Below are 12,223 nucleotides of genomic sequence, written 5' to 3'. Positions count from 1 at the left end.
ACCCATTGGTATCTATCGCAAGTCGCACTTCATCCTTGAACCCACCCGGCTAAAAATAATAATCGCATAAGATAGATTATGGAACCAACTTGCGGGTATGCAGACTGAAGATGATGATAAGAATCAGAAGCTTGCCGGAAAATTCTAAATCCAGACGTTATGCCTCTTCCACCGTTGGCACATCGATTTCGAACTCCAGCCGCATCATGTCATAAGCCGGCTCGACATGATCCGGTGTCTCGTCGCGCACAACATCATAATCCAGCGGTACGTGCATATGTGTCAGCACAGCGCGCTTCGGCTGCAGACGTTCGATCCAGCCGAGCGATTGCACCAGTGACAGATGGCTCGGATGAAATCTGTACTGCAACGTGTCGAGGACCAGCAGATCGAGCCCCTCGAGCTTGCCGACGGTTTCGGCCGGAAAGTCGCTGACATCGCTGCAATAGGCAAAATTGCCGACGCGGAAGCCGAGCGAATGAATGTTGCCGTGGAACTGCATCAACGGCTGGAATGCAATCGGTCCGCCGGCACCGCGAACGTTGACCAATGGAAGGTCATCTGGAATGACGCACGGCTCGACGATCGGCGGATATCCGCTTCCAGGCGGCGATTCCAGGCAGTAGCGGAATCCGTCGCGAATCCGGCCCATGGTAAAGGCGTCCGCCCAGATCGGCACACGCTTGCGATTTTCGATGACGAAGCCGCGCAGATCGTCGATCCCGTGTAGATGATCCGCATGCGCGTGGGTGTAAAGCACGGCATCGATATGGCGCACATTGGCCGCCACCATCTGGGTGCGGAAATCGGGACCCGTATCGATGACCACGGTCGTCCTGGCGCCGTCCGGCGCAATCTGCTCCACGAGCAGAGCGGCTCTCGAGCGCCGATTGCGCGGATTTGACGGATCGCAGGCGCCCCAATCGCCGGTGATGCGCGGCACCCCGGGCGAAGAGCCGCAGCCCAGGATGGTGAAGATCCGCCTGAACGCCATGTCAAAGCCTCGGCATCTTGGCAAAGATCTGGAAGGCGTTTTCCGTGGTGATTTCGGCAATCTCCTCCTTGGAGACGCCGATGGTTTCGGCCAGCACTTCGGCCGTGTGCGCAACATAGGCCGGCTCGTTGCGCTTACCGCGGAAAGGCTTTGGCGCCAGATAGGGCGCGTCCGTTTCCACAACCAGCCGATCGCGGGGAATCGTTTTGGCGATCTCCCTCAGTTCCTGCGATTTCGGAAAGGTCAAAATTCCGGAGAAGGACACATAGCCGCCGAGCTCGACGCCGATCCGCGCCAATTCCGCTCCGGACGAGAAGCAATGCAGAAGGAAAGGGAAGGCGCCCTTCCCCGCTTCCTCCGTCAGGATCGCCGCCATGTCGTCGTCCGCCGACCGGCTATGAATGACGAGCGGCAAGCCGGTTTCGCGCGCCGCCGCTATGTGACGATGCAATCCCTCCGCCTGTGCCTCGCGCGGCGCGTTGTCATAGAAATAGTCGAGGCCTGCTTCGCCGATCGCAACGACCTTGGGATGTGCCGCCAGGCGGACGAGATCCGCCGTCGTGATATCCAGCTCTTCGTCGGCATTGTGCGGATGGGTGCCGGCCGAGCAGAAGACGTTCTCGTAAGTCTCGGCGATCGCCAATATGGTCTCGAACCGTTTCACCCGGGTCGAGATCGTCACCATCTGGGTCACACCTGCCTGCCGGGCGCGATCGATGATCGCGTCGCGCTCGGCGTCGAAGTCCGGGAAATCCAGATGGCAGTGCGTGTCGATCAGCATGGTTCCCTCTCGCTTACGCTTCCGGCGCGATGTAGCGCGGGAAGACCGGCTTCGGCGCCTCGAGCGGCGTACCAGCCACAAGACGGCCCGTTTCGCCGAGATGGGCGAAATCGCGTTTTTCTGCAGGTACCGCCACCAGATCCAGGAGCTTGCCCGCCGAATCCGGCATGAAGGGCTGCAGAAGAATGGCGATCTGGCGCACGACCTCTGCCGTGACATACAGCACGGTCGCCATGCGTTCCGGATCGGTCTTCTTCAGCGCCCAGGGTTCCTGGCCGGCAAAATAGCGATCCGTTTCGGAAACGACGGCGATAATGGCGGCGAGCGCACGGTGGATGAGTTGCCTGCCCATTTCCTCGCGCGTCGCTTCGATGAGCGCGTCGGCGGCGGCGAGCATCGCCCTGTCCTCCTCCGTCAGCGGTCCGCAGGCGGGAATCTGGCCGTCGCAGTTCTTGACGATCATCGACAACGACCGGCTGGCGAGATTGCCGATGCCGTTGGCGAGGTCGGAGTTGATGCGGGTCGCGATCCCCTCCTCGCTGTAGCTGCCGTCCTGGCCGAAGGAGACTTCCCGCAGGAAGAAATAGCGGATCTGATCGAGGCCGAAATGCTCGACGAGGTTGAACGGGTCCACCACGTTGCCGAGCGACTTTGACATCTTCTCACCCTTGTTGAGCAGGAAGCCGTGCGCGAAGACGCGCTTCGGCAGGGGCAGGCCGGCCGACATCAGGAAGGCGGGCCAGTAAACCGCATGGAAGCGGATGATATCCTTGCCGATAATGTGGATATTCGCCGGCCAGAACTTTGCCCGTGGCCCCGATGGATCCGTCAGATAGCCCGTCGCGGTGAGGTAATTCGTCAGCGCATCCACCCAAACATACATGACATGGGCAGGATCGTTCGGAACCCGGATGCCCCAGTCGAACGTCGTGCGCGAAACCGACAGGTCCTTAAGACCCGACCTGACGAAGGAGATGACCTCGTTGCGCCGCTCGGCCGGGCCGATGAAATCCGGATTCTCCTCGTAGTGCTTCAGGAGCTTTTCCTGGTAGGCCGACAGGCGGAAGAAATAGCTTTCCTCCTCCACCCACTCGACCGGCGTTCCCTGAGCGCCGTAGCGCACGCCGTCGCCGCGCAGTTCCGTCTCGTTTTCCTGGTAGTAGGCCTCGTCGCGAACGGAGTACCAGCCGGCATAGGAATCCTTGTAGAGATCGCCCGCCTCGCCCATGCGGATCCAGATCGCCTGCGATGCCTCGTGATGGCGCTTCTCCGTCGTGCGGATGAAGTCGTCATTCGATGCGTTGAGCACCTCGGCCATCTTTTCGAACTCGGCCGAGTTGCGGTCGGCAAGCTCCTGCGGCGCGATGCCTTCCTTCCTGGCCGTCTGCTGCATCTTCTGGCCGTGTTCGTCCGTTCCGGTCAGGAAGAAGACCTCGCGGCCGTCCAGCCTCTGGTAGCGCGCCATGGCGTCCGTCGCGATCAACTCATAGGCATGGCCGATATGCGGCTTGCCGTTGGGGTAGGAAATCGCAGTGGTGATGTAAAACGGGGACGTGTCTCTCATGGCGGGCTTCGATTTTACCTCGGATCGGAAACTACGGCTGCTCTTAGCGCATCGCCTTTAGGTAGGGAACCGCCACGCCCAGAAAAAGCCCGAGCGCCAACGCCGCCTTTCCTGTGCAGACCGTTGACATCTGCGCCCGGTCGGAACAAAACGGAAACGCGGAAAGGGGAAATACCGTGTTGAGCGACCTTGGGATAAATTCGAGAAGGCATCGGCTGCCTATGCCGCCGAGCACGCCATCGTGCGCGATCCGGACTGGTACATTCTGAAGCTGCAGGAAGAGCTGGGCGAACTCACCCAAGCATGGAACAAGGCGAGCGGCCGGGGCCGAAAGCGCGGAACGCCGATCGAGGACCTGCGACGGTCGCTTGCGGATGAGACGGCCGATCTTCTCGGCCATGTCCTGCTATTCGCCCACAACAACGATATCGATCTTGCCGCGGCGATCGAGCGGAAGTGGAAATTCAGGCCCGACCTATAAGGCGTCCTTCAGATCATCGAGCAGTGACAGGATCGTCTGCTTGCGATCGAGATTGTACGCCTCGCTCAGGGTCAGGCGCTCGGTAAAGCTGCCGGAGAGCGTTGCGAACCGCTCGGCTCGGCCAATGTCGCCGGCAACGGCCGCCTCGCGCGCCAGGCGCATCACACGCCCCATAAAGAGCGACGAGAAGAAATCGTAGATCGTTTCGCTATCCTTCGCCGAAAGGATATCGGCAAGCTTGTGCATCTGCTTGCGAACGGCCGGCCCCTGCCCTGCAAGGACGTCCTCGAAGGCGGCGGCGATATCGACGCCGCCATAGTTGATCAGCTTCAGCGCCTCCGAGACGCTGCCGCTCGCCGCCGCGATGATTCCCTCGGCGTTTGGACCGGTCAAGTCGAATCCCAGATGGCCGAGAGCCAGGCGCATGGCCTCCGGCTCGAGCGGCTTCAGCCGCAGCGGCAGGCATCGCGAACGGATCGTCGGCAACAGTTTTCCGGGCGCGTGCGTCAGCACGAGGAACAGCGAGCGGCGCGGCGGCTCCTCGAGTATCTTCAGAATGGCGTTGGCCGCATTGCGGTTGAGGTCGTCGGCAGGGTCGATGATGACGATGCGCCAGTTCCCCGTCCCGGAGGTCTGCCCGAAAAATTTCCCGGCGCGCCGCACCTCGTCCACGGTGATCGCCCCCTTCGCCCTGCCGGTCTTCTCGTCCACGGGGCGCGCGAGGTGCAGCAGGTTGTGGGACGCACCGGAGGCAAGCTGGCGCGTGACGAGCGACGCCGGATCGGGGTCGCCGAGGCGCTCCGGCGCCTCTGCCGGGTCGGGATGGCTGAGCACATGATTGGCGAACCGGAAGGCGAGCGTCGCCTTGCCGATCCCTTCCTGGCCTTCGATGAGGATCGCGTGATGGCCCTTGCCGGACCTGTAGCTCTGGGCAAGAAAGGCTTCGGCTTCATGATGGCCGAAGAGTTTGCTGTTTTCCACGGGGGCGACCGCCCCCTCCAGCACGCCAGGACGTTCCATCGTCATGATGCCGCTTCCACCCTGGACGATTGCGGTTCGCCATCACCAGGCAGCAGCGCCTCCACGAGCCTCAGCACTTCTGCCGCGATCACCTCCGGCGGAAGCGTCGCGTCGACGACGCAGCACCGTTCGGGATCGGCCTCGGCAATGTCGAGGAAGGCCTCGCGGCGTTTCTCGTGCGTCTCCAGTTGTTCCTTTTCGAAGCGATCGGGCTCCTCATTGGAACGGCGCCGGGCGCGCTCCAGCCCGGCCTCTGCAGGCAGATCGAAGATAATCGTCCGATCTGGAATGACGCCGTTGACGGCGACGCGCTCCAGGGTTTCGACGAAGCCGGGCTCGAGATTGCCGGTAACGCCCTGGTAGACGCGGGAGGAATCCATGAAGCGATCGCAAAGAACGATCCTCCCCTGCTGCAAGGCGGGACGAATGACTTCCTCGACATGGTCGCTACGCGCCGCCGCGAAGAGAATCGCCTCCATGCGAACACCGAAGGATTCCGCCGCTCCCGACAACAAGACATGGCGCACCGCCTCCGCCCCGAGCGAGCCGCCGGGCTCGCGGGTGGTCAGCACGTCATAGCCTCGGCCGCTGAGCGAATCGGCAAGAAGGCGCATCTGGGTCGACTTTCCCGCCCCTTCTCCACCCTCGAAAGTTACGAACAAACCCTTTGTCAGCGACACAAGTTCTTCCAGATCGGCGTGCATATCCGTTCTGTTTAGCTGATTGATCTGGCGGAAGGAACCGCCAAGCGCCGCATTTGTCACAGCCAGAAGAACAGAAGTTCCTGCAGGGCATCGAGGGCGCGGCTGCTGAGCGTCCCGGCGCCGACCGCCTCGGCCGTCTTGACCGGGACTTCCCTCAAGAGCTTGTCGCCGTTCCAGAGCTTGACGACGCCCACCTGCTGGCCGGCCGCCACAGGCGCCGTCAGCGGCCATTTATAGACGATCCTGGCCGTCAGCCGTTCCGGATTGTTGACCGGGAGCAGCACATCGACGGGGCCGCCTGCTACGAGCGCGACATGCGACGCCGCGCCACCATAGATGCTCGCTTCGCCGATCGTTTCGCCATCGGCGAAGATGCGCCGTTTCTCGAAGTTCGTCATTGCCCAGTCGAGCACGCGGCGGCTCTCCTCAGTCCGCTCCTTGTCGCTTTCGAGGCCACCCATCGCCAGATAGACCCGACGGTCGCCGCGCTGCATAGAGGCGGCAAGCGAGAAGCCGAAGCCCTCCGCAAACCCCGTCGCCAATCCGTCAACGCCGACATTGGCGGCAATCAGCGGGTTCTTGTTGCGCTGCAGGATCTTGTTCCACTCGAATTCCGGCTGTGCGTAGAGGCGATAGAAATTCGTATGCGCCTCGCGCAGATGCCGCGACAGGGTGACGAGTTCACGCATGGTGACCCTGTTTCCCGGATCCGGGAGCCCCGTCGCATTCTCGAACGTCGCCACCGGCATGCCAAGTTCGCGCGCGCGTGCGTTCATGCGTTCCGCGAAGGCCGCCTCGCTGCCCGCCATGCCTTCGGCGAGGATTATGCAGGCGTCGTTCGCCAACTGGACGGTTGCGCCCTGTATGAGGTCGGCGACGCGAATCTGCGATTTGATGGCGGCGAACATCGTGGCCGTCCCGGAGGGCGCGCCGCCCGTTCGCCAGGCATGTTCGGAAACCGGGAAGACCGCCTCGGGTGTCAGTTCGCCCTTGTCCAGCGCTTCGAAGACCACCTCCATTGCCATAAGCTTGGCAAGCGAGGCCGGCGGTACGGGCTCGTCTTCGCTCCGCGCGAACAGCACCGTTCCGGTTTCGTCATCAATGAGATAGATCTGCTTTGCCTTCGTATCGAAAGCAGGCGTTTGCGCCGCCGCCTCCCCCGGAGCGATCGCCGCCAGGATGCCCACGATCGCGAACCACTTCATGCGCATGAGAAACTCCGGTTTCTACACGGGCATAGCAGTGCAGACACACCCATTCAACCGGCGTCGATTGGATCAAACGGCGCCTTGCCGCCGCTTTGCATAGGCAAGGATCGACTCGGGCGTCAGCGGATTGGAATCGACCATGATCGCTTCGAATGGCGAGGCCTTGTCGCTGACCCGCACTTCGACATAGGCGGCGGCAAAGGCCATGCTGCCATCCGGCAGGGGGATCAATTCGGGCCTCTCCGTCGGGACAGGCCCGATCTCCGGCAGCAGCACGAACTCGGTCATCGCGCGCGGCGTCGGCAAGGCCTGCGCCGGCGCGGCAAGTGCATTCACCGGGACGCCCGTGCCGAGCATCGACTTGGCCGGAACCGTGACGGTGCCGAGGTCCTGGACCTGATTGCGCAGCGGCTCGTTCGAGGCGACCATGACACCCGTCGCGATTTGTCCTTCCGGCCTCACACCGGGGCTGCGATCGCCTTTGGTGACGTAGGACGCCATGAGATAGGGCATGTCATTGCCCTCAAGCGGAGCGCGGCCGACATACTGCACACGAACCTTGGCGCTCCCCTTGCGCTTGATGTCCAGCATGTCCGCCGTCTTCGAGGATACATCGATGATCCGACCATATTCATAGGGACCGCGATCGTTGACGCGCACGATGACCGACGTGCCGTTCTCCATGTTGGTAACGCGGGCATAGCTCGGCAGCGGGAAAGTCGGGTGCGCTGCCGAGAGGTGATATTTGTCGTAGACTTCGCCGTTCGCCGTCAGGCGGCCATGGAAGGCCGACCCATACCAGGAGGCCATACCGGACTTGTTGTAACCGAAATCCTCTTTCGGCTGATACCATTTGCCCTTGACCTGATAGGCCTTGCCCACCTGGTAACGGCCACCACCCTTTGGAATGTTGCGTCCTGTGGCAACCCGCGGGCTGGCTTTGACGCCATAGATGGATTCGGCGAAGTATTCCTTGCTTCGCGACTTGCTCGTCTTGACACTGGACGCCGATCCGCAGGCGGCAAGTGCCGCGCACAGTAATGGAACGGCAGCGAGCCGTATCCCCCCTACAAGGTATGCCGCTTTTCTATCGGATGTCATCTGTCCCACAAGATTATTCGCGATACCGCACTCGAAATGATCCGCTCTAGCCCCCGCGGACATTACGGCGTTCCGAAACGGAACAATCAAAGTAATCATGACAACAACAAGGCGAAATTGCGAATTGGATGGCGAAGGCCCGATGGAAATCTCGCGTTATGGTTTAAGAAGGGTAAAAATCGATCAAGCCAAAGCCGTGTCCGAATTGATCCTCGAACTCGATCGATACGCGCCACAGACTAACGAGAAGACCACTTACCGCTAACAAACGACGGATTCTGAGAGATGAAATTTCCTTTGAAAACGATCTTCATTCTTGCCTTGCCTGCGCTGGCTTTATCAGACGCAACTCGGGCGGAAACGCTCGAGCTGTCGAAGATCGATCGCAAGACTGAGCTCCACATTCAGCGCGGCAACACGAAGCAGAGCGTTCAGTGTTTCGCTTTCATACTGAAGGACTTCCAGGACCGAAAAATCCGCAAGTCAGACATCTACGTTACATTCGACGATCCGAACATCGACGGCATTGGCGTCGGCATAGCCGAAACGGACGAGAACTACACTTGCGAAGCCGGCGAACTCCGCGCCTGGGAAGCGGGCGAGTACCGGGCTGTGAAGAGATTCTAGTACGAGATCGTTATGTCGTCGGTCCGAACTCGTGGCGATCGCCGGACGGACGAGCCATGCCCTGCCCGGAATGCAGGCCAATGCCGCCGAGCAGGTTGACGCCGCCATCAGGCAGGCTATAAAGCCCTCCAAGTGACGAATTGGTAGCAATCCGGTAGCAAAGTCGAAAACCACCGCTCTGCCACAACACGGAATACCTTGTAAATTCAGTCGCTTGGAGGAGTGTCCGAGTGGTTTAAGGAACCGGTCTTGAAAACCGGCGTGCGTGAAAGCGTACCGTGGGTTCGAATCCCACCTCCTCCGCCATTCTCTCAGCTGTCCAGCCCAAAGATTGCACAAGCGACACGCACGATCACCATCGTGGCCGCCGGGCGAGCTTCGACTCCGAGGCAGACTAGCTGTTCTGAACCTGCTCGATCGCCTGCGCCAGAAATTCCAGCATGCGGACGCGGATGTCGGCTTCGGATTCGGCCACTCCGGCTGCGTCGAAATCGGCCTTGATCTTGCGCACGACGTCGTCGTGGCCAGCATCGGCGATATGGGCGGCAATAAGGTCTCGCGCGTAGGTTTCCGGATCCGGCTTGTTCAGGAGACCGGCGGCCCAGAGACCGAGCAGCCTGTTGCGGCGCGCCAAGGCCTTGAATCTCAACTCTTCGTCCAACGCAAACTTCGCTTCGAAAGCCTTCTCGCGATCCTGCATCGTCGTCATCAATCGACCTCCTCAAGTTCCTGGCCAGCATTCTCGCATAATCCGGTACGCCGGTGAATGAGCAACGTGCCTTTTCGTCTTTTGGTGACTTTCATGGTACCCTAATCTAAATCGGGGGACGGAAAGATACGCCGATTGTGAAATGCGTTCTTTTCGGATATGGACCCGCTGAGAAAATTCCAAATGCGCGACCCAAGAGCGCCAACAACCACAGAGACAAGTCCATGAATCGTCGCCGCCGTATCTACGAGGGCAAGGCCAAGATCCTTTATGAGGGTCCGGAACCGGGCACGCTGATCCAGTTCTTCAAGGATGATGCGACCGCCTTCAACAAGAAGAAGCATGACGTCATCGACGGCAAGGGCGTGCTCAATAACCGGATTTCCGAGTACATCTTCACCCATCTGAACAAGATCGGCATTCCGACGCATTTCATTCGTCGCCTCAACATGCGCGAACAGCTGATCAAGGAAGTGGAGATCATTCCGCTCGAGATCGTGGTGCGCAACGTTGCCGCCGGTTCGCTCGCTAAGCGCCTCGGCATCGAGGAAGGCACCGTGCTGCCGCGCTCGATCATCGAGTTCTACTATAAGGCCGATGCGCTCGACGACCCGATGGTGTCGGAAGAGCACATCACCGCCTTCGGCTGGGCAAGCCCGCAGGAACTCGACGATATCATGGCGCTCGCCATCCGCATCAACGACTTCCTTTCCGGCCTCTTCCTCGGCGTCGGCATCCAGCTCGTCGACTTCAAGATCGAATGCGGCCGCCTCTACGAAGGTGACATGATGCGCATCATTCTGGCCGACGAGATTTCGCCGGACAGCTGCCGTCTGTGGGACGTCGAGACCAAGGAAAAGATGGACAAGGACCGGTTCCGCCGCGACATGGGCGGACTGGTCGAGGCCTATCAGGAAGTAGCCCGCCGTCTCGGCATCATCAACGAGAACGAGCCGCCGCGTGGTTCCGGCCCCGTGCTGGTCAAGTAATCGTGCGGGTCGGGTAATTTTCAGGGAAAAGCAAAGTGATCAAGGCACGCGTAACCGTGACGCTGAAGAACGGTGTTCTCGACCCGCAGGGCAAGGCAATCGAAGGCGCGCTTGGGGCGCTTGGCTTCGACGGCATCGGTCAGGTTCGCCAGGGCAAGGTCTTCGACCTGCAGCTTGAGACCGCAGACAAGGCCAAGGCCGAAGCCGAACTCAAGGCCATGTGCGAGAAGCTGCTCGCCAACACCGTGATTGAAAACTACAGCATTTCCCTCGCTTGAGTGCTTGTGAGGCAGCAGGGGCGATGTCTTCGCGGAACCTGGATACGGACGTATCGAAGTTCATGAGTTATGTCTTGCGCCACGCGCCGCATGAGGCGGGGCTGGCGCTGGACAGCGAAGGCTGGACATCTTTCGCCGACCTCAAGGCATCGGTCCTCGGCCGTTTCGGTATAACCGAGAGCGATCTTCTCAGGATCATCGAGGAAAATCCGAAACGTCGCTTTACGCTTGATGGCTCGCGCATCCGCGCGGCGCAAGGACACAGTGTTGCCGTCGACATGGGCCTTGCGCTCCTCACGCCGCCGGCCATCCTCTACCATGGCACCTCGGCAGAAAGTGTCGCGGCGATTGTGGAGACCGGCCTTCAAAAGATGGCCCGCCAGCACGTGCATCTTTCAGCCGATGCAGAGACGGCGAAGATTGTCGCACGGCGTCGCAAGGGCAATATCGCCATCTTGAAAATCGATGCGAAGCGCATGCATTCCGATGGTGGGCAGTTCTTCCTGTCGGAAAACGGTGTATGGCTCACCAATGCAGTACAGCCAGAATACATCTTGCCGCTAACGGAGACAGAAACATGAAGTCAGCCGTCGTTCAGCTTCCGGGCCTCAACCGCGATCGCGACATGATCGCAGCGCTCACGAAGATCTCCGGCAAGGCGCCGGTTACCGTCTGGCAGACCGAGACGGAAATTCCGGATGTCGACCTGATCGTCATCCCCGGCGGCTTCTCCTATGGCGACTATTTGCGCTGCGGCGCGATCGCCGCACGCATGCCGGTGATGCAGGCGATCAAGGCCAAGGCTGAGCAAGGCGTGCGCGTTCTGGGCGTCTGCAACGGTTTCCAGATCCTCGTCGAAGCGGGCCTGCTGCCCGGCGCACTGATGCGCAATGCCTCACTGAAGTTCGTCTGCCGCGAGGTGAAGCTTGAGGTTGTCAACGCAGACACGGACTTCACCCGTGCCTATGCCAAGGGCCAGGTGATCCGCAGCCCCGTCGCGCACCATGACGGCAACTACTTCGCCGACGCCGAAACGCTGAAGGCGGTCGAAGGCAATGGCCAGGTCGTCTTCCGCTACGCCGAGGACACCAATCCGAATGGCTCGATCAACGATATTGCCGGCGTGATGAACGACAAGGGCAATGTTCTCGGCATGATGCCGCATCCGGAGAACCTGATCGAGGTGGCCCATGGTGGCTCGGATGGCCGCGGCATCTTCGCCTCGGCGCTCGATGTAATCGCTGCTTAACCTTATCGCTGCTAGAAGCGGCATCGATCGTCCCGCGTGCGAGGCCGCCCTATGTCATCCATGAATCCAAGACAATTCGCGGCGCTCTGCTGCGCCGCCGCAAGCCTCGTGCTCGTCGCCGGCTGCCAATCCGACCGCTCGGCCTCCCCGCCGGCGAGTTCGGCCGCCTTGCCGACGATGGAGCGCGTCGCGCTCGGCGCCAATGGCTGCTGGTTCAAGTCGGGCGATCCGGCCTTCAAGGCCTATCGTCTCGCACCCGAACTCAATTCCTTCTCCGGGCGCCCGCGCATCCTTCTCGTGCCACGCAAATCACCCGAGGCACGTCCCCTCGCCGTCATCCAGGCCGAAGGGCACCCTGCCCGACTGCAGGCTTTCGGTCCGCTCCTCAGCGAGCCGGTGGGCACACGGATTGCGGCAGACGTGCAGCGCTGGGCCGCCGGCGGCCAGGGCTGCAGTTGATCTCAGGCGGGATGCGTTCCTGATCCGAGCTACGGCCCGCCTTCCGCGGCGAGCACCAG

General features: G+C 61.0%; 15 protein-coding genes and 1 tRNA gene. 8 read left to right on the top strand and 8 right to left on the bottom strand.

Features of this window, described 5'->3' with window-relative positions; genetic code table 11:
* Nucleotides 1-157 precede the first annotated feature (157 nt).
* From N181_RS09500 to metG, 3 genes are read right to left on the bottom strand one after another with little or no spacing between them, the layout of a single operon-like run.
* On the bottom strand, nucleotides 158-994 hold the full coding sequence (locus tag N181_RS09500; protein ID WP_037396450.1) for an MBL fold metallo-hydrolase: 837 nt from the start codon (nucleotides 992-994) through the stop codon (nucleotides 158-160).
* Between the two features lies 1 nt (nucleotide 995).
* Nucleotides 996-1,775 (bottom strand): TatD family hydrolase, encoded by a 780-nt coding sequence (locus tag N181_RS09495; protein WP_037396453.1) that lies wholly within the window; start codon nucleotides 1,773-1,775, stop codon nucleotides 996-998.
* Nucleotides 1,776-1,788: 13 nt separating this feature from the next.
* Nucleotides 1,789-3,339 (bottom strand): methionine--tRNA ligase, encoded by a 1,551-nt coding sequence (gene metG, locus N181_RS09490; protein WP_037433417.1) that lies wholly within the window; start codon nucleotides 3,337-3,339, stop codon nucleotides 1,789-1,791.
* A 130-nt stretch (nucleotides 3,340-3,469) separates the two neighbouring features.
* Between metG and N181_RS09485 the strand changes: the two genes are divergently transcribed.
* Nucleotides 3,470-3,820 carry a pyrophosphohydrolase domain-containing protein gene (locus N181_RS09485; protein WP_050984074.1) on the top strand — a complete coding sequence of 117 codons (351 nt, stop codon included), beginning with the start codon at nucleotides 3,470-3,472 and terminating at the stop codon, nucleotides 3,818-3,820.
* Here N181_RS09485 and N181_RS09480 read toward each other — a convergent pair.
* The 4 genes from N181_RS09480 to N181_RS09465 form a co-directional block, all read right to left on the bottom strand.
* Nucleotides 3,815-4,846, bottom strand: coding sequence for a DNA polymerase III subunit delta' (locus N181_RS09480; RefSeq protein WP_042776321.1), 1,032 nt, complete (start codon nucleotides 4,844-4,846; stop codon nucleotides 3,815-3,817). The two genes, N181_RS09485 and N181_RS09480, sit on opposite strands and share 6 nt — an antisense overlap.
* Entirely contained in the window at nucleotides 4,843-5,544 is a 702-nt protein-coding gene (gene tmk, locus N181_RS09475; protein WP_037396478.1) for a dTMP kinase, read from the bottom strand. Before tmk ends, N181_RS09480 begins: the two co-directional genes overlap by 4 nt.
* A gap of 56 nt (nucleotides 5,545-5,600) precedes the next feature.
* The gene (locus tag N181_RS09470) at nucleotides 5,601-6,755 is read right to left on the bottom strand and encodes a D-alanyl-D-alanine carboxypeptidase family protein (RefSeq protein ID WP_014328465.1); all 1,155 of its coding nucleotides are present in this window, start codon (nucleotides 6,753-6,755) and stop codon (nucleotides 5,601-5,603) included.
* 66 nt (nucleotides 6,756-6,821) lie between these two features.
* Entirely contained in the window at nucleotides 6,822-7,853 is a 1,032-nt protein-coding gene (locus tag N181_RS09465; RefSeq protein ID WP_037396470.1) for a septal ring lytic transglycosylase RlpA family protein, read from the bottom strand.
* Nucleotides 7,854-8,138: 285 nt separating this feature from the next.
* Here N181_RS09465 and N181_RS09460 point away from each other — a divergent pair, with 285 nt between their 5' ends.
* Together N181_RS09460 and N181_RS09455 are read left to right on the top strand one after the other, a co-directional pair.
* Nucleotides 8,139-8,480 (top strand): hypothetical protein, encoded by a 342-nt coding sequence (locus tag N181_RS09460; RefSeq protein WP_050984075.1) that lies wholly within the window; start codon nucleotides 8,139-8,141, stop codon nucleotides 8,478-8,480.
* Between the two features lie 216 nt (nucleotides 8,481-8,696).
* Nucleotides 8,697-8,786: transfer RNA gene (locus tag N181_RS09455), tRNA-Ser, on the top strand.
* A gap of 88 nt (nucleotides 8,787-8,874) precedes the next feature.
* Here N181_RS09455 and N181_RS09450 read toward each other — a convergent pair.
* On the bottom strand, nucleotides 8,875-9,189 hold the full coding sequence (locus N181_RS09450; RefSeq protein ID WP_037396473.1) for a DUF1476 domain-containing protein: 315 nt from the start codon (nucleotides 9,187-9,189) through the stop codon (nucleotides 8,875-8,877).
* A 224-nt stretch (nucleotides 9,190-9,413) separates the two neighbouring features.
* Here N181_RS09450 and purC point away from each other — a divergent pair, with 224 nt between their 5' ends.
* From purC to N181_RS09425, 5 genes are read left to right on the top strand one after another with little or no spacing between them, the layout of a single operon-like run.
* Complete coding sequence (purC, locus tag N181_RS09445) at nucleotides 9,414-10,178, top strand: phosphoribosylaminoimidazolesuccinocarboxamide synthase (RefSeq protein WP_012708153.1); 765 nt, start codon at nucleotides 9,414-9,416, stop codon at nucleotides 10,176-10,178.
* Between the two features lie 35 nt (nucleotides 10,179-10,213).
* The gene (gene purS, locus N181_RS09440) at nucleotides 10,214-10,456 is read left to right on the top strand and encodes a phosphoribosylformylglycinamidine synthase subunit PurS (protein ID WP_012708154.1); all 243 of its coding nucleotides are present in this window, start codon (nucleotides 10,214-10,216) and stop codon (nucleotides 10,454-10,456) included.
* 23 nt (nucleotides 10,457-10,479) lie between these two features.
* Nucleotides 10,480-11,037 carry an RNA 2'-phosphotransferase gene (locus tag N181_RS09435; RefSeq protein ID WP_037396499.1) on the top strand — a complete coding sequence of 186 codons (558 nt, stop codon included), beginning with the start codon at nucleotides 10,480-10,482 and terminating at the stop codon, nucleotides 11,035-11,037.
* A complete protein-coding gene (gene purQ, locus N181_RS09430) occupies nucleotides 11,034-11,705 on the top strand; it encodes a phosphoribosylformylglycinamidine synthase subunit PurQ (protein ID WP_037396502.1) in 672 nt (223 codons plus the stop codon). The genes N181_RS09435 and purQ overlap by 4 nt, the downstream gene beginning before the upstream one ends.
* A 51-nt stretch (nucleotides 11,706-11,756) precedes the next feature.
* A complete protein-coding gene (locus N181_RS09425) occupies nucleotides 11,757-12,164 on the top strand; it encodes a hypothetical protein (protein ID WP_037396505.1) in 408 nt (135 codons plus the stop codon).
* The last annotated feature ends 59 nt before the right edge of the window (nucleotides 12,165-12,223 follow it).

The sequence above is a fragment of the Sinorhizobium fredii USDA 205 genome (assembly GCF_001461695.1).
Taxonomy (GTDB): Bacteria; Pseudomonadota; Alphaproteobacteria; order Rhizobiales; family Rhizobiaceae; genus Sinorhizobium; species Sinorhizobium fredii.
This window is presented reverse-complemented; position numbering and strand designations above follow the sequence as displayed.